At 64.5% G+C, this 14,807-nt stretch carries 16 protein-coding genes and 2 pseudogenes; 5 read left to right on the forward strand and 13 right to left on the reverse strand.

The features are described from left to right. Nucleotides 1–8: 8 nt before the first annotated feature. The 5 genes and pseudogenes from LKE06_RS21170 to LKE06_RS21185 form a co-directional block, all read right to left on the reverse strand. On the reverse strand, nucleotides 9–896 hold the full coding sequence (locus tag LKE06_RS21170) for a phosphotransferase (protein ID WP_228001074.1): 888 nt from the start codon (nucleotides 894–896) through the stop codon (nucleotides 9–11). Beyond that, on the reverse strand, nucleotides 893–1,462 hold the full coding sequence (locus tag LKE06_RS21175; RefSeq protein ID WP_504787981.1) for an NsdA family TPR-like regulatory protein: 570 nt from the start codon (nucleotides 1,460–1,462) through the stop codon (nucleotides 893–895). The genes LKE06_RS21170 and LKE06_RS21175 overlap by 4 nt, the downstream gene beginning before the upstream one ends. Next, a pseudogene (locus LKE06_RS33510) lies at nucleotides 1,431–2,153 on the reverse strand (NsdA family TPR-like regulatory protein); the annotation flags it as partial. The pseudogene LKE06_RS33510 and the gene LKE06_RS21175, both read right to left, overlap by 32 nt. A gap of 179 nt (nucleotides 2,154–2,332) precedes the next feature. After that, a pseudogene (locus tag LKE06_RS33515) lies at nucleotides 2,333–2,482 on the reverse strand (TetR/AcrR family transcriptional regulator); the annotation flags it as partial. Next, nucleotides 2,479–3,999 carry an FAD-dependent monooxygenase gene (locus LKE06_RS21185; protein ID WP_228001078.1) on the reverse strand — a complete coding sequence of 507 codons (1,521 nt, stop codon included), beginning with the start codon at nucleotides 3,997–3,999 and terminating at the stop codon, nucleotides 2,479–2,481. The pseudogene LKE06_RS33515 and the gene LKE06_RS21185, both read right to left, overlap by 4 nt. A 447-nt stretch (nucleotides 4,000–4,446) precedes the next feature. Here LKE06_RS21185 and LKE06_RS21190 point away from each other — a divergent pair, with 447 nt between their 5' ends. Then, nucleotides 4,447–4,953 carry an allene oxide cyclase barrel-like domain-containing protein gene (locus LKE06_RS21190; RefSeq protein WP_228001080.1) on the forward strand — a complete coding sequence of 169 codons (507 nt, stop codon included), beginning with the start codon at nucleotides 4,447–4,449 and terminating at the stop codon, nucleotides 4,951–4,953. A 142-nt stretch (nucleotides 4,954–5,095) separates the two neighbouring features. Here LKE06_RS21190 and LKE06_RS21195 read toward each other — a convergent pair whose 3' ends face one another. The 3 genes from LKE06_RS21195 to sigJ form a co-directional block, all read right to left on the reverse strand. After that, nucleotides 5,096–5,584, reverse strand: a complete 489-nt coding sequence (locus LKE06_RS21195; protein ID WP_228001081.1) for a pyridoxamine 5'-phosphate oxidase family protein — start codon at nucleotides 5,582–5,584, stop codon at nucleotides 5,096–5,098. A gap of 54 nt (nucleotides 5,585–5,638) precedes the next feature. Continuing rightward, nucleotides 5,639–6,094: a nuclear transport factor 2 family protein gene (locus LKE06_RS21200; protein WP_228001082.1), complete on the reverse strand. Its 456-nt coding sequence runs from the start codon at nucleotides 6,092–6,094 to the stop codon at nucleotides 5,639–5,641. Between the two features lie 183 nt (nucleotides 6,095–6,277). After that, nucleotides 6,278–7,174 (reverse strand): RNA polymerase sigma factor SigJ, encoded by an 897-nt coding sequence (gene sigJ / locus LKE06_RS21205; RefSeq protein ID WP_228001083.1) that lies wholly within the window; start codon nucleotides 7,172–7,174, stop codon nucleotides 6,278–6,280. 133 nt (nucleotides 7,175–7,307) lie between these two features. Here sigJ and LKE06_RS21210 point away from each other — a divergent pair, with 133 nt between their 5' ends. Beyond that, the gene (locus LKE06_RS21210; protein WP_228001085.1) at nucleotides 7,308–7,892 is read left to right on the forward strand and encodes an NADPH-dependent FMN reductase; all 585 of its coding nucleotides are present in this window, start codon (nucleotides 7,308–7,310) and stop codon (nucleotides 7,890–7,892) included. On the opposite strand, the gene LKE06_RS21215 is transcribed toward LKE06_RS21210, so the two are convergent. Beyond that, nucleotides 7,882–8,082, reverse strand: a complete 201-nt coding sequence (locus LKE06_RS21215) for a hypothetical protein (RefSeq protein WP_228001086.1) — start codon at nucleotides 8,080–8,082, stop codon at nucleotides 7,882–7,884. The genes LKE06_RS21210 and LKE06_RS21215 overlap by 11 nt on opposite strands. 367 nt (nucleotides 8,083–8,449) lie before the next feature. On the opposite strand from LKE06_RS21215, the gene LKE06_RS21220 reads away from it, so the two are divergent. After that, nucleotides 8,450–8,815, forward strand: a complete 366-nt coding sequence (locus LKE06_RS21220; RefSeq protein ID WP_228001087.1) for a hypothetical protein — start codon at nucleotides 8,450–8,452, stop codon at nucleotides 8,813–8,815. A gap of 19 nt (nucleotides 8,816–8,834) precedes the next feature. Here the strand turns inward: LKE06_RS21220 and LKE06_RS21225 are convergent, their stop codons facing one another. Next, nucleotides 8,835–10,559: a BCCT family transporter gene (locus LKE06_RS21225; protein WP_228001088.1), complete on the reverse strand. Its 1,725-nt coding sequence runs from the start codon at nucleotides 10,557–10,559 to the stop codon at nucleotides 8,835–8,837. A gap of 243 nt (nucleotides 10,560–10,802) precedes the next feature. On the opposite strand from LKE06_RS21225, the gene LKE06_RS21230 reads away from it, so the two are divergent. Further along, nucleotides 10,803–11,195, forward strand: a complete 393-nt coding sequence (locus LKE06_RS21230) for a hypothetical protein (protein WP_228001091.1) — start codon at nucleotides 10,803–10,805, stop codon at nucleotides 11,193–11,195. 96 nt (nucleotides 11,196–11,291) lie between these two features. Here LKE06_RS21230 and LKE06_RS21235 read toward each other — a convergent pair whose 3' ends face one another. The 3 genes from LKE06_RS21235 to LKE06_RS21245 all read right to left on the reverse strand — a co-directional run bounded on the left by LKE06_RS21235 (nucleotide 11,292) and on the right by LKE06_RS21245 (nucleotide 14,037). Next, nucleotides 11,292–11,711, reverse strand: a complete 420-nt coding sequence (locus tag LKE06_RS21235) for a hypothetical protein (RefSeq protein WP_228001092.1) — start codon at nucleotides 11,709–11,711, stop codon at nucleotides 11,292–11,294. Between the two features lie 42 nt (nucleotides 11,712–11,753). Further along, a complete protein-coding gene (locus tag LKE06_RS21240; protein WP_228001093.1) occupies nucleotides 11,754–12,110 on the reverse strand; it encodes a nuclear transport factor 2 family protein in 357 nt (118 codons plus the stop codon). Between the two features lie 130 nt (nucleotides 12,111–12,240). Next, complete coding sequence (locus LKE06_RS21245) at nucleotides 12,241–14,037, reverse strand: acyl-CoA dehydrogenase (RefSeq protein ID WP_228001095.1); 1,797 nt, start codon at nucleotides 14,035–14,037, stop codon at nucleotides 12,241–12,243. A 109-nt stretch (nucleotides 14,038–14,146) separates the two neighbouring features. On the opposite strand from LKE06_RS21245, the gene LKE06_RS21250 reads away from it, so the two are divergent. Next, nucleotides 14,147–14,749, forward strand: a complete 603-nt coding sequence (locus LKE06_RS21250) for a QsdR family transcriptional regulator (RefSeq protein WP_228001097.1) — start codon at nucleotides 14,147–14,149, stop codon at nucleotides 14,747–14,749. Nucleotides 14,750–14,807: the final 58 nt, after the last annotated feature.

A 14,807-nucleotide genomic window follows, 5' to 3' on the forward strand; every position in this document is an offset into this window, starting at 1 on the left:
GCGCCTAGCTACAGTGCGTCCCATCTCCACGGCCGCGGAACCTCGCCGCGTAGGCACGCTATTCGAAGACTCACCTGTGCCGCCGCCCTCGCGCTCATCTTCGACCGAGTCAAGGCGAAGATGGTCCACCGCAGCTCCTGAATGTCGGCGAACAGTCGAAATATGGTGTGCGCGGTGAGGTCATCGCCGTAGGAGGCGACGAATGACGCGTAGTCGACAGGGGACAGGCGCTCGAAATCGGTGTAGTCGGCGGCGATCTGGACGAGGTCCCACTCTGATCGGCCAAGGGATACACGCTCTAGGTCGAGGAACGTAGCGGGTTGGTCGATGGGAACGATGAGGTTCCCCTGCCATGCGTCGCCGTGAATAACTGTCTGATGATCTGATGGTTCGAGTGCGGCGTATTGCTCACGCAGCTCATCGTGGTGGGCGATGAGCCAAGCTCGATCTTCGACGGCGATGTGGTCGGCGATGTTGATCTGCTGCCGGAGTCCGGCAAAGGGCTGATGGAGAGCGAGCGTGAACTCCGTGGGGGGCGACAACGCGTGGAGGTGTCGAAGTGCCGTGCCGAGCTCGGCTGGTGTCGAGGGTCGGTGCCCGCGAAGCGTTCGCCACCAGGTGACGGGCCGTCCTTCGACGACGGCGAGAGGCGCCTCGATGTCTGCGGCCACGACTGTCGGCACGCCGGACTCGTTGAGCCAGCGTGAGATCAGCAGTTCGCGTTCGGCGACATCCGCGGTGCCCGGTTTGCCGATCCGAGCGACCAGATCGCTTATGCGGTAGATCGTGTTGGATCCCGCGCGGATGAGTTCGGCGCCAGTTGAGTCGACGCCGCTGATCGCGGCGGCCTCGCCCAAGACACGGAGTGCCGTGGTGTCGGCCGGGGAGGGGCTCACGAGCTAGACCGGGGCGAGGTCGTCGTGGCTATGGCCTCGCGGAGTTCGCGGACTTCGCTGATGCGACGGTGTCTGCTTGCCGCCGTTGCCAATCCTCGAAGTTCGGTGGCGATGCGGGTCGAGTACAGCCCGCGACTGTGGGTCAGCGAGTCCATTCCGATCTCGACGGCTTGTCGAGGGTCGCCGATCTTCATCGTGAGTGTCGCCAGGCGAATCTGGGAGAACGTATGCGACCGCGGGTACTCGGAGCTGTGGAGGTTGATCGCATCGGTGAGTCGCGGGGCAGCGACTTCGACCGAATCGAATGTCTCAGCCGCGATGGCGAGGGCCTTTCCGGTGCTCCCGAGATGCTCGGCGGTGTCGTAGTAGCACATCCACGGGGGGTCGGTTTCGGGAGTGCGGATCGCGAGGAATTCGTCGGCGCGGGATACCTCGGCGAGGACCTCCTGGGTATGGCCCAGAGCTGCGAGGTAGCTGGGCGCGCATCGCGCTGAGCATGGCTCGAACTGTAGCCGACAGCCGATCGGATCGGACCTGCGCGAGTTCGATGAGCGACAGCGCGCCATCCGAGTCGTCGACGAAGGCTGATCGTCGCGCCATGTCGGCCAGCGTGCTCGCTCGCAGATTCCATGAGCCCGCAGTGTCTGCGCACCAGAGCGCGAACTGGAATCGTCGGTCGGCATCGGCGAGTACGCCGGCGTCGAAGGCGGTGTATCCGACGACGCTGCTGAGATTGCCTACCGATTCGAACAACGAGCGTCGGAGTTTGGCGCTGACGGTGCCGTTCACCATCGGGGCAAAGCGACGCAGGGCTTGTTCTGCGGACTCCGCCGAGGATTCACCACCGTGCAGATTCTCCGTGGACGCTGCTAGCTTCGTCGCGGCCCGAATCGCGTCTACCTCGGGCTTGCCCACGCGGCCGTGGTGGCGTGCGGTTGGACTCACGTCGGGGAACCCGACTGGATGAAGCGACTGGCTGAACGGGCTGAACAGGTTGACGGTCAGTGTGGGGTCGGGCTGATGGTCGCAGGGCTTGCGACGGTTCGGGTGGACTCGAGAAAGGTCCGGATGGCCGTATCCGCTGCCGCGCGGCCCTCTTCGCCGGTGATCGCGAGGTCGAACAGCAGTCCGCGGGCCATCGCCAGCGCCATCTGCGCCCGCAGCGCCGCCTCGTCCGGTTCGTGTCCTGCCCGGATGAACAGGGCGGTCAGCACCTCCCGCCATTGCTGGACCCACTGCCGCAGCGGCACCGCCCACGGTTTCCCCTGCATGGCGGCCGCTGCCACCTCGAAGAACAGCGGGGCTACCAGCGTGGCTTCGTCGGCGATCCGGTCCCAGAACGCGTACGCGGCGTGGTAGGGGTCGGTGCTGGATTCGAGCAGGTCTGCCAGCACCAGATTCTGCCGGCCCCAGGTGGCAGCGACAACGGCCTCCAGCAGTCCGTCACGAGAACCGAAGTGGTAGTTCAGCATTCGATGACTGGTGCCGACTCCCTCGGCTATTGTGCGCATACTCGTATCCCCGACACCGTTGGCTGCGAACCAGGCGACCACCCGTTCCAGCAGCGCCTTGCGGGCGGCGGTCATACGGTCTGCCCGGTACCGGTGCAGGCGGCGGCCACGCGACGCGCCTCGGTGAGATCGCTGCCTCGATACGCCACATACCCGTCGGGCCGGATCAGCACATATCCCCCGCGCCGCAGACCGTATCTGTCGCGAGCCGAGCCGGTCGGATCGGTCTCGTCGTCGATCCGCACCTCGACTGTCCCGCCCACCGAACGCGGTGTATCCGGGGCCTCGTTCCGCATATCGTCCGAGTCGCATGCACCGAAATCGAGCAGGGTGAAATGGTCGACGCCGAACCGGTCGTGCACTGTTCCGTCGGTGAGCGGGGCATCGGGTGCTCGATCGCCGTCGCGCGGGCCGCGCGTGTACGGCCATTCCCGGCCGCGGCGATAGCTGATGTCCAGCTGCGAATTCTGCAGGCTCGCTTGCCGGGCGGCTCCCGGAATACGAGACCCGTACCGGAGCATCGCATCACGCAGCGACCGCGCGACCGGATTGCGCAGCGCATACAGCCGTCTGCGGCTCTCGACATCGCGGATGGTTGCCGCGGCGACGGTGCGCCGCTCGGTTTCGTATGCCGCAAGCAGATCTGTCGGCGCACCGCGTTCGACACGCGCCAGCCGCCACGCCAAGTCGACGGCGTCGTGGATACCGAGATTCATTCCCTGCCCCCCGAACGGCGGGAACACATGGGCCGCATCGCCTGCCAGAAACGCTCGGCCCTGGCGGTATGCGGCGGCAAGACCCACCCGGGTGCGATAAATCGACGTCCATCGCACTTCGGTGATCCGCGTCCGGCTCGGGCCGCGTTCGTCGAGAAGGGCTTGCAGCTCGGCCATACTCGGTCCGGGCGGCTCGTCCAGAGACTCGGCGTCGGTCATATCGGCGAATATGCGCCAGAGTTCGGCCGCCCCGGGCAGGCGCATGAGCATGAGGGGGCCGGCGGGTCCCAGCCACATTGCACTGTCCTGAAACGGCGGTCGCGCCTCGAGGACGATATCGGCCAGATAGTAGGTTTCACCTGTATCGCGGCCGACCAGGTCGATGCCCAGTTCCTCGCGGACCCGGCTGCGCGACCCGTCCGCACCGATCAACCACCCTGCCTGCACCACGCGACCATCGGCGAGCGTGACCTCGACAGCGGTATCATGCTGGGCCACCGTCTGCACCGGGGCGCCGGTCTCGATCTCGACGCCCGCGGTGCGCAAACGGTCACGCAGGATATCCTCCAGTCCGGATTGCGGAAGCACATAGGTGTAGGGGTACGGGCTCTGCGGGGGAACCCAGGCGAACCGCGAGAGTTCCGTATCACCCCGCATCATCGAGGCACCCGATAGCCGGTAGGCCACGCGTTCGATCTCTTCGGCCAGCCCGATACCCGCCAGCAACTCCATGGAACGTGCCTGTAAGCCGAGCGCTCGCGAGCTGCCGCTGAGCTGCGTGCGCCGCTCCAGCACGCGGCACACTTCTCCGTTCGCGGCGAGGACGAGCGCGGCGACCATCCCTGTCGGGCCGGCTCCGGCAACAAGAACACTCATGCTGTGCACTTCCTGTCTCATAGCGTGTTCGTGGGGCGGCGACCTGCCGACACTGCCCGTGTGCCCTGGCAGTCCGGCCGCAGCGGTACCCGATCTGTGTCATGACCGGCTCGACATCGGGTGCCGATGTCCGCGTTTATCCATTGGGGGGCTGCCACCACATGTGATGTACCAAATGGTACATCGCGTGATAGGTGCCGTCGAGCGCATTCCGGGGCGGACGGTATCGGCGCACGCCTTGTCGACGGCATGCCGATTCAGCCGTATGCGATCCCCTCGAACATCGAAGCTCCTGGGATGTCTGACATTTCGCCGCGTCGTGTCGTCGTTCTAGTGAGGCGGTCGAAACCCGATGGCTTCGTGACTGCCGAACTGCAACGCAACCGGGACCTCACGTCGCCGCGTCACTGAGGCATATCGGAAGTCCCCGCAAGTGAGGAGAAGATCATGTCGCACCCGAAATCTTCGATCAGGAGAATGGTCACCGCTGTGATCGGGGCCCTGGCCATCGGTGGTGGGCTCAGCGCCTGCGGCGCGGACAGCAGCGAAGCTGCCGGGCCGAAGCAGCGGGTCGAGATCATCGAGGCGGCCGCCCTGACAGATCAACTCGCAGCTCCGGACCTCGATAAGCCCGGTGCGAGTATCGGTGACCTGACCGTCTTCTCGGGCGGTATCCGGCAAGACGGTCGCGAGATCGGGCACGGTGGTGGGGCATGCCAGAACATCCATATCGAGGGTAACGAGATCACCATGCAATGTGTGCTCACCGCGCAGCTCGAACGGGGATCGCTGACCATGCAGGCGGTGTGGGTCCAGGGCGCGAGCCCGCTTGATATGGCGATTACCGGTGGTACCGGCGCATACCGTGGTGCGACCGGCACCGCTCGGTTCTGGGAAATCGGGACACCGGATGAGCGGATGCGCGCCGAGGTCACTCTGCTCACGCAGGAGTGACCGGTCGGCGAGCACCCCGGCCGAATATCTCCGCCGCTCGCATACGCCGATCCCGCAGCACTTCGAAATCCCGGCGTGCCACCGATTGTTTTGTAGGGCAACACAAAAAACCCGGACGACTCACCCAATTACCGAAAGATCTTTAATCGACCGAGCTCTCCAGCCATCGGCCATCCAACATGACGGTGCGTCCAGCGAATTCGTGGATTCCGTTCCAGACCTGGATGCGCTGGGGCTGCAGGTGCAGGTAGACGAACTTGCCCTCTGGATAGGTACGCGGATCCGTGGAAACCTTGGCGTAGCGCTCGGCAATGTCGTCGTCGATGTCGGTGACCTCGACAGTCGTAGCGCTGGCGTCAATCATTACGACGTCAGCGGTGTCGCCAAGAGCGACCCGAACCTGCGGGTGAGCCTTCGTGTTCATGACAGTCCTGCTGCTGGCGAAGGTCGCGGTGTACAGAACCGAGCCGTCCCAGACATAGGCGACCGGGATCAGATGCGCACCACGACCGTCGTTGCCGGTCGCCAGCCACATCTGGAAGCCGGATTCGAGCCGCTTGTGAGCATCGGCCTGGCGCTCGACCAGGCTGCGCGGAACCGGTACCGAGGCGAGTTCTTCGTCAGGGGGCATGACGACTTCTCCTTCGCAGTGACCTGGGTGTGAGTTCCCTTCCCTGTCGGGAGGCTAGTGGTCGTCCCAAGAGCCCTGTGGCGGTATGCCTGTCAGTGGGGTGGTGTCGAGGTATCGGGGCTCGAGGACGCGCTCGGTGAATTTCCAGCCATCCTGGGTGCGCTGGTAGCGATCGGAGAACACGCCGTACATCACGACCGACCTGCCGTTGCGCTGGCGTCCGATCTCGAAAATATATTCCCGGCCGGACGCGGTGTCGCCGTCGAGCTGGATCGTGCCCGCATGGGAGTTCTGCACCCAGAACTCCCATGCGGCCTGCATCCGTTCGATACCGGCACGGATCCCGTTCCGCCCTGTGAGCTCGACGTCAGCGAAGGGAATCCGCCATACCGCGTCGTTGGTGAACAGCGATGCGAAACGGTCATAGTCGCCGACCATGGTCGCGTCGAGGTGCTCGCCGCGCAGTGCCTCAATCTCGACGCGGTCAGCGATTGTCGCGAGGTCGCTCATCTGTGTCCTCCATTATTTCGTGATGTGTCTGTATGACAGGACAGCCCGCGACGGGTGAGTGGTCACGACCGATGGGCTGGATTCGTTCAGCACGGATCCCTATGGTGAACGGCGGTCGCCGCGCACGTGCGGCCGAGTTGGCTGACCGGTCGCGCACAGGGCTGTAGTTCACCGCTGACCAGATCACGCGGATGATGATCGCCAGGGCCGCAGTTTCTCCGGATTCCGGATCGCCCATATGCGCGTGATCCGGCTCTCCGCGATATCGAAGGCGTAAACCGAGATGATGGTGCCGTCGAGCTGCGCCACTAGGCCGGGCCGGCCGTTCACAGTGCGCTCCAGCAGGGCTACCCGGGAGTTGTGCGGGATTTCTGCCCAGGCGCGGGCGATCTGCTCGCCGCCGTGGATCGGGTCGCGGAAAGCCGGAGCCAGGCCGCCGCTGTCAGCGGTCGCGGTGGCTGCCGGATCGAGCAGGCCGATCAGCGCCTCGATATTCTTCGCCTGCCACGCACATTTGAATTCCCGGACCACCTCGGCGTGCCCGGTGCTCGATGGGCCCCGCCGTGAGGTCTCGACGCGGCGACGGGCGCTCGAGGCGAGTTGCCGGCAGGCCGCAGGGGTGCGTCCGACGATCTCGGCGACCTCGGCGAATGAGTAGCGGAAAACATCGTGCAGGATCAATGCCACTCGTTCGGCGGGGGTCATGGAGTCCAGTACGACGAGAAAGGCCATGCTGATCGACTCATCGAGGGTGATCCGGTCGGCCGGATCCTCGGGGACAGAGCTGTCGAGCCATTCGGACCGGTCTGGTATCGGTTCCGGGATCCATTCACCGATATAGCGTTCGCGCCGGACGCGTGCCGAACCGAGCAGATCGAGGCAGATCCGGCCGGCGACCCGTGTCATCCATGCCCCTGGCGTCGCCACCTCGCTTCGCTGCTGCTCGGACAGCGTGTACCAGCGCGCGTATGTTTCCTGCACCACATCCTCGGCCTCGGCCAGTGAGCCGAGCAGCCGGTAGGCGAGGTTGATCAGCGTCCGCCGCTCACCGATCACCGCGGGCAATTGTGGGTCGCTCACAGGTGGCTCCTTCGGTCGATGGTCTCCAGCTGTATCGACGAATCAGCGGCACGAATTGTGAGGCGGCCTGACATTCCGGACAGCTGTGTCGTCGAAAGGTGGTACCGCTGTCAGCCGAGCAGGAGTTTCGGAAATGACCAAGATCGGCATCATCCTCGGTAGTACCCGGCCCAACCGTAAAGGCCCACAGGTCGCGCAGTGGGTCATGGACACGGCATCGCAACGCGGCGACGCCGAGTTCGAACTGATCGACCTGCGCGACCACCCGCTACCGCATCTGGACGAACCCATGCCGCCGATGTTCGGCCCGTCGGTGCATGCGCATACCCGCGCCTGGGCCGAGCGGATCGCCCCGTGCGACGGCTTCGTTGTGGTGACCCCGGAATACAACGGCGGCGTCCCCGGGGTATTGAAGAACGCCATCGACCACCTGTGCAGGGAGTGGACCGACAAGGCGGTCGGATTCGTCTCCTACGGCGTGAGCGGCGGCGCCCGCGCGGTGACGCAACTGCGGGTGGTGTGCGGCACGCTGGGCATGGCCGATGTGAGCCCTCCAGTGGAGGTCTCATTGCTCACCGATTTCGAGAACCACACCACCTTCACACCGCGCGACCACCATGTCGCCGCCCTGAACAAGACGCTGGATCAGCTCATCGCCTGGAGCGCTGCGCTCGCGCCGCTGCGGGCTGGGGCCGAAACCGCTTTCGTCAGTTCCTGAGGAGATTCCCGATATGACCGAACCCAACGACTCCCGGTCCCGCACCGACCGCATCCAGGCGGATGACGCCGAGCTCCGCCGCCGAATCGACAAGTTGATCGAAGGGCTGCGAGCCAAAGATCTCGAAGCCCTGAAGCAGCTGTACGCCATCGACGTCGTCTCCTTCGATATCGAGCCGCCACTCCAGCATGTCGGGATGGCCTGTCGACCACAGGTCACACTATGCCGTACAACGGATTACGCCCACGTAAGACGCCCTCCAATAGGTTCGGGCCGGAACTTATTGCGTTGCACGCGGTTTCGTCGACTCATGGCCGCGCCGGTCGGGCGATTATCAGTTGCCCGCCTCGTAGGCCGACACCTGATCGGTCGCGTGTGCGAACTCGGCCGACGGTGCCGGTGTGACAACGGTGCTCGAAACGCTCATGAATGAGTTGCCGGGGGAGTCGTTTGCCGATGGCTCAGGCCCGGCGTCGCGAGCCGTCTTGGATTCCGTTGACGAGCACCTATATTGATCGAAGGGCGAATGGCGTCCCCGTCGGCAGAAGGGAGACAGAATGCGCAGGGCGATGTTCGGTGCGGCTGTTGTTGGAGTCGGTGTGCTGACGGTGGTTTCGGGTGGTGTGGCCACCGCGCAGCAGCCCGCCGAGGGCTCGTTGCAGGTGCAGGCGGTGACCGGGCTGGATCGGCTGCCGGTGACCGGCTTGGACACGAGTGTCACGAGCTGCGCGGCCGGGCCTGTGCTGGCGACGCTGACCACCGGCCGGGACGGAACCGTGACGCGCAACTTCCCCGATGGCTGCTACCGGGTGGAGGTCACGGCCGTTCCGGGCGGCTGTCAGTTGGGCAGCATCACGTACGTCCAGGTCGAGGTACAGCCCGGCACCGCACCGGTCGCCGAGTTTCGGTTGCATTGCGCATAACCGGCCACGCTCGACGCCGTCAGTCGTTCGGCTGGATCGGCGGTGGCGGGGTCTCAACTGCCTCTGTGACGAGGCCGAAGTCGCTGTCGTGACGTTCCTCGCCGCGGACAACCGCGGTCTCGACGAGCTGGATGCCGCGTTCCTCCCGCAGGATCATCGGATCCGATCGCACATCCTTGTACAGCGAAACGCACAGAAAACCCATCACGACCACGAACGGCAGCGCCACCACCGTGGTCAGGGCCTGTAGGCCGTTCAGTGCGCCGCCGAGGTCGTTGGGGTCGGCGATCAGGAGCATGATGGCGGCGACGGCGCCGGTCGCGGCGCCCCAGAAGATCACGGTCGCCTTGGAGGGTTCGATGCTGCCCTTCTCCGACAACGTGCCCATCACGATCGATGCGGCATCGGCGCCGGAGACGAAGAAGATGCCGACGAGGATCATCACCAGCACTGCCGTGACCGAGGCGAGCGGATAGTGGTCGAGCAGGTGGAACAGTGCGAAGTTCTCGTTGACCTTGCCATTCGCCTCGGTCAGGTCACCACTTTTGCGCTGTTCGAAAATGCCCGCGCCACCAAAGATCACGAACCAGGCCAGGCTGACCACGCTCGGCACGAGCAGTACACCGGTGACGAACTGACGGATCGTGCGTCCGCGGCTGATGCGGGCGATGAACATACCGACGAACGGAGTCCAGGACACCCACCACGCCCAGTAGAAGATGGTCCAACTCGACAGCCACGCCTTCATGTCGTCGCCGCCGCTCACGTTGGTGCGTGAGGCCATCGCGGGCAGTTTTGAGATGTAGTCGCCGAGCGAGGTCGGCAGGAAGTTGAGCATAAAAAGCGTTGGTCCGGCGACGAAGACGAATACCGCGATGATCAGTGCGAGCACCATATTGATATTCGACAGCCACTGGATGCCCCGGTCGATGCCAGAGATAGCCGAGACGATGAACGCGATGGTCAGGCCGGTGATGATGGCGACGAGACCGGCCTTGCCGATCGAGTCGACCCACCCGTTGAACTCCATGCCCGCACCGATCTGCAGTGCGCCGAGGCCGAGGGAGGCCGCCGAGCCGAACAGCGTCGCGAAGATCGCCATCATATCGATCGCGCGCCCGCCGATACCATCGGCGCGACGTCCGAGAATCGGCCGGAACATCGACGAGATCAGCTGGGAGCGTCCCTTGCGGAATGTGCCGTAGGCGATGGCTAGTCCGACCACGGCGTAGATCGCCCATGGATGCAATGTCCAATGGAACAGCGTTGTCGCAATCGCGGATTCGGCCGCCTCGGTGCTGCCTGGTTCGGCTGTACCCGGCGGCGGGCTCATGAAATGCGATATCGGTTCGGCGACGCCCCAGAACATGAGGCCGATGCCCATACCCGCACTGAACATCATCGCGATCCACGAAGTGGTACGGAATTCTGGTTTTTCGTCGTCGGCGCCGAGCGGGATTTTGCCGTACCGGCTTCCCGCCAACCAGATGATGTAGACGACAAAGGCCGAAGCGATCAGCACGAACAGCCAGCCGGTATTGGTGATCACCCATGACTGCGCATCGGAGGACGCGGAGCCGAGGCTGGTGTGGTCCACGATGCCCCAGGCCACGAAGGCCAGGGAGCCGATCGCTGTGACACCGAAGACCAGCCAATCGATCCCAAGCTTCTTCGGCGGCTTGCCTGCGCGGTCCTCGGTGCTGTCGTCTGGTTCGTGCGATTTTCGGTCGGTGTCTATCGACATCAGATCCGAGTCCTTTCGCCGATCCCGGAAGCATGCTTCCGAGAATCCCCCGTTACATCCGGGCAACCGTACAGTGTCTCGGCATGCAACGCAGAATTAAGACACGCGTCCGCGGCCCGCCGAACCGCACCGAATCGGCACCCCTGCCTGCGAAAACAGGGTGCGGATAACTTCTGGATAAATCGACATCGCGAACCCGGTTGGCATACGCCGGGCCCCATACTCGACGCCCGGATTCGCTCAGTGGCGTCGGAGGCATGCGCAAGTAATGCCTCGGATAGGCGCCGCTACGGCGGAGCCATCGACGCGGTCTGTGGTTCGACCACTACCGACCAGCTGACACCGCCGACCGAGTTCGCGGGCAATGGTGTACCGCGCCTGCCCGACGGAGATCTGCTGACAACTCGGGTAGGAACCGAGGGCGGCCCGTCGAAGGGCCTGAGTCGCTATCGGCATGATTCCGGAACTGTCGAGGTGAGCTGGTCGCCGGTGCCGCGCTCGGAAGGGCTGGCGCTCGCACCGGATCAGCGCACCGTGTACACCGACGACCCAGCTTCGATGGCACACTGCGGCGCCTACGACCTCCCGCCGACGTCGATCTCGCGCCGACACGGATTTCGTAGGATCAGGCTGTGACCGGGTTCGCGCGGGCCGGGTCCGTTCGCGCAGTCGACCACGCGGCATCAGTCGGTGCCGATGCCGCGTGGTCGCGGGATCGTCGTTGCCGCCGAGTCAGCGGGCCCTGCGGATTCCCAGGTACTGCAGGGCCGCGAAACCGCCGACAGCGGCTGCTTGCGCGACGGTCCAGATCGAGCCGACGACGTTGAGGTCGAGGCCGCCCCCGAGTAGGGCGGCGAGGCTGACCACCACCCACGCAACATTGCTGGTGGCAATAACGCCGGCGACCTTGGTATCGATCGTCTTCGGCATGCTGACCAGCGCCACCGCGATGCCGTAGACGGTCAGGAAGATTCCGATCGGGATGCCGATCTCGGTATCGAGACCGAGCAGCGATTCCAGCGGGCCCGAAAGCGCAAGGTAGGCAAGGCCGTTGACGCCGGTGACGACCGCATCCAGGCGCAAGGATGTTCGGAGCAGGCGCTGGCCGGGGGCGAGTAACGCGGACATGGAGGTGGGGGCAGTGGTTGTCATGACTGCTTTTCCTTCTGGTGCAACAGTTTCAGGGACGGAAGATCAGGCAGCGGCCGGGACCTTGTCGAGGAAGCCGTAGACGTTGGCGATACGACCGCCCTCGATAACCGCGACGTCGAAACCGACCACGACGGCAGGCCCATCGGCGGGGCCGAGCTCCCAGGTGAAACGCACCTGATTGTGGTGGGCGTCAACCGGACCGGCGAGCGTGAAAACCCAACCGGGGAACTGGGCTTGCACCCCGGCGATGGCGGCATCGAGTTGGTCGTGCCCGGCGACCGCGGCGAGCGGGTCGACATAGGTCGCGCCGCTGGTGAAGACGGCCTCGATACCGGTCCTGCGGGCAACGGCGTCGGTGGTGTTCCAGACTTCCAGGTACTGTGCGACGAGCTCGTTCATGATGTCCTCCATGGCGTTTGACCTGCGGTTTCTCTGTCTTTCCTGCTGACGAGAACTACGTTATGTGGCAAGCCATGGGTGCCGAATCAGTCGTCTATAAGTACTTTCCGCTGTGGCATACGTATGCGAATCAGAACCAGGAGTCCCGCATGTCCAATGCGGTGCGGTCCATCAGCTCCAGCAGATCCAATTGTGGTTCGGTCTTGGGGAGTTCGTATCGGAAGAAATAGCGCGCCGCCGCGCGCTTTCCCTCATAGAAATCGCCGTCGCGGCCGTGCGCGGCAAGGGCCTGCTCGAGCCAGATCCAGGAGAGCACGACGTGGCCGAATGCCTCCAGGTAGATGCTGGAGTTCGCCATGGCCGCGGCGATATCGCCGGAGCCGAACATCCAGCCGGTGACGGTGAGTAGACGTTGCCAGACCGCGTCGAGCTGACTACCGAATTCGGTCCATTCGCCACCCGCGTCGCTGGCGGCGAGCACGGTCTGCTCGATCTGCGCGGCGAGCAGTCGGAGGCTGGCGCCATCGTGCTGGGTTACCTTGCGGCCCAATAGGTCCAGGCCCTGGATGCCATGGGTGCCCTCGTGGATCGGATTGAGCCGATTGTCGCGGTAGTGCTGTTCGACATCGTATTCGCGGGTATAGCCGTAGCCGCCGTGCACCTGGATGGCGAGGTTGTTGGCTTCCAGGCACCACTGCGACGGCCAGCTCTTGGCGACGCCGGTCAGGATCTCCAGCAGCAGTGTGTGGGCATGTTTGGTCTCGGGATCGGTGCTGGTGTGTTCCAGGTCGACGAGCCGATTGCAGTACAGCAGTAGTCCGAGCGCGCCCTCGACATAGGACTTCTGCGCCAGCAGCATTCGTTTGACGTCGGTGTGTTCGATGATCGGGATCTGTGGCGCGCCAGGGTCTTTCGCGGTGACGGCGCGTCCCTGTTTGCGCTGCCTGGCGTACTCGACGGATTTGAGATACCCGGTGTAGCCCAATGCCGTTGCGCCGAGGCCCACTCCGAGGCGCGCCTCATTCATCATGTGGAACATGTAGGACAGTCCGCGGTGCGCCTCACCGACGAGGTACCCGACCGCGCCCGGCAGCCCGTCGGGAGTCTGCTTTCCCTCACCGAAATTCAGCACCGTGTTCGTGGTGCCGCGGTAGCCCATCTTGTGATTGAGTCCGGCCAGCGCGACATCATTGCGCGGGCCGAGCGAACCATCGTCGCGCACCAGGAATTTGGGGACGATGAACAGAGAGATGCCCTTGGTTCCGGCCGGACCGCCGGGAATCTTGGCGAGCACGAGATGTACGATATTGTCGGTCAGTTCGTGATCGCCGCCGGAGATCCACATTTTCGAACCGAAAAGCCGGTAGGTGCCATCGGATCGGGGTTCGGCGCGGGTGACGATGTCGGCGAGTGAGGAACCCGCCTGCGGCTCGGACAGGCACATAGTCCCGGTGAATCGCCCCTCGACCATCGGCTTGACGAAACGGTCGACCTGCTCCGGGGTTCCGTGCGCGGCAAGGAGATTCGCGTTGCCGACGGTCAGGAACAGGTAGCCGGCGGTGCCGACGTTGGCCGCCTGAAACCAGGCGAACCCGGCCGCTTCCAGGGCGGCGGGCAGTTGCAGCCCACCGATCTGTTCATCCATCGCGGCACCGACCAGGTTGGCCTTTGTGAACGCCTCGATCGCGGCCTTCACCTCCGGGATGATGGTGACCCGTTCGCCGTCGAAGGTCGGCTCATTGGTGTCGTTGCGCTTGTTGTGTGTGGCGAAGTACCGGGTTGCCAGGTCCTCGCACAGGTCGAGGAAGCCGTCGAAGGTCTCTTTGGAATGCTCGGTGAATCGCGGCAGCGAGGTGAGTTCCTCGACCCGCAGCCACTCATAGAGCAGGAAGTCGAGGTCTCTACGGGAGAACAACGTCGAGCGCACGGGCAAATCCTCTCGCGGGTACTGCCGAGGTTTTGGGCGAAGGCGATGCTCACCCGGGTCTATTTGGTACGTTACTATGCATGTGTCGCGAATCTATCCCAGGGCTGGGATGACCTCCGCCGCCGGCGCCACCCGATCTGTCGGGCGGCCCGCTGCCGCGACCCAAGATCAGGTGCTGGCCGCGGCGACCGCGCAATTTCTGGCCTCGATGCGCGTGGACGTGCAGGCGATCGCCGCCGAACTCGGCCTCTCGCGTGCGACCGTCTATCGCTGGTTCGGCTCGCGCGACGGTCTACTCGGCGCGGTTATGGTGTCGGAATTTCAGCGAATTGTCGAGGCGGCGCGCAGCCGCAGTACCGGAGTCGGCGCGCACCGGGTGCTGTCGATGCTGGACCAGGTGTCGCGTTGGCTCGCGCGCAGCGAGCCCTACCGGTACTTCATCGCGACCGAGCAGGCCACTGCGGGCCGGATCATCACTACCAGCGATGGGCCGGTGCAGCCCAGGGTTGTCGCCACCGTCGCGGAACTGATCGACGCCGCCATAGCAGAGGGTTACGAGCAGCGGGTCGACACCCCCACCTTCGCCTATGCGCTGGTCCGCCTCATCGAAGCGTTCCTGTATCAGGATGCGGTGACGGGCATCAGAGGCGATGTCGATCGGTTGCGTGACGTGCTCATGGTCATCTTGGGGCTGGACCCGCAACCGCGCTGACAGACCCAGAATTTTGCCTTTCCCGACCGGTGTGCGCTCAGCGCCTGGTCCGGCTCGG

The sequence above is a fragment of the Nocardia australiensis genome, from assembly GCF_020733705.1.
GTDB classification, from domain to species: Bacteria; Actinomycetota; Actinomycetes; order Mycobacteriales; family Mycobacteriaceae; genus Nocardia; species Nocardia australiensis.

What these genes read in the sequence shown, in the direction of transcription:
- LKE06_RS21225 (WP_228001088.1), bottom strand. Translation starts at nt 10,559, where the DNA reads ATGTCGATAGACACCGACCGAAAATCGCACGAACCAGACGACAGCACC.
- LKE06_RS21220 (WP_228001087.1), top strand. Translation starts at nt 8,450, where the DNA reads ATGCGCAGGGCGATGTTCGGTGCGGCTGTTGTTGGAGTCGGTGTGCTG.
- LKE06_RS21175 (WP_504787981.1), bottom strand. Translation starts at nt 1,462, where the DNA reads ATGGCGCGCTGTCGCTCATCGAACTCGCGCAGGTCCGATCCGATCGGC.
- LKE06_RS21195 (WP_228001081.1), bottom strand. Translation starts at nt 5,584, where the DNA reads ATGCCCCCTGACGAAGAACTCGCCTCGGTACCGGTTCCGCGCAGCCTG.
- LKE06_RS21235 (WP_228001092.1), bottom strand. Translation starts at nt 11,711, where the DNA reads ATGACAACCACTGCCCCCACCTCCATGTCCGCGTTACTCGCCCCCGGC.
- LKE06_RS21250 (WP_228001097.1), top strand. Translation starts at nt 14,147, where the DNA reads ATGACCTCCGCCGCCGGCGCCACCCGATCTGTCGGGCGGCCCGCTGCC.
- LKE06_RS21215 (WP_228001086.1), bottom strand. Translation starts at nt 8,082, where the DNA reads ATGCTGGAGTGGCGGCTCGATATCGAAGGAGACGACGTCGATGGCGTA.
- LKE06_RS21185 (WP_228001078.1), bottom strand. Translation starts at nt 3,999, where the DNA reads ATGAGTGTTCTTGTTGCCGGAGCCGGCCCGACAGGGATGGTCGCCGCG.
- LKE06_RS21190 (WP_228001080.1), top strand. Translation starts at nt 4,447, where the DNA reads ATGTCGCACCCGAAATCTTCGATCAGGAGAATGGTCACCGCTGTGATC.
- LKE06_RS21240 (WP_228001093.1), bottom strand. Translation starts at nt 12,110, where the DNA reads ATGAACGAGCTCGTCGCACAGTACCTGGAAGTCTGGAACACCACCGAC.
- LKE06_RS21210 (WP_228001085.1), top strand. Translation starts at nt 7,308, where the DNA reads ATGACCAAGATCGGCATCATCCTCGGTAGTACCCGGCCCAACCGTAAA.
- LKE06_RS21200 (WP_228001082.1), bottom strand. Translation starts at nt 6,094, where the DNA reads ATGAGCGACCTCGCGACAATCGCTGACCGCGTCGAGATTGAGGCACTG.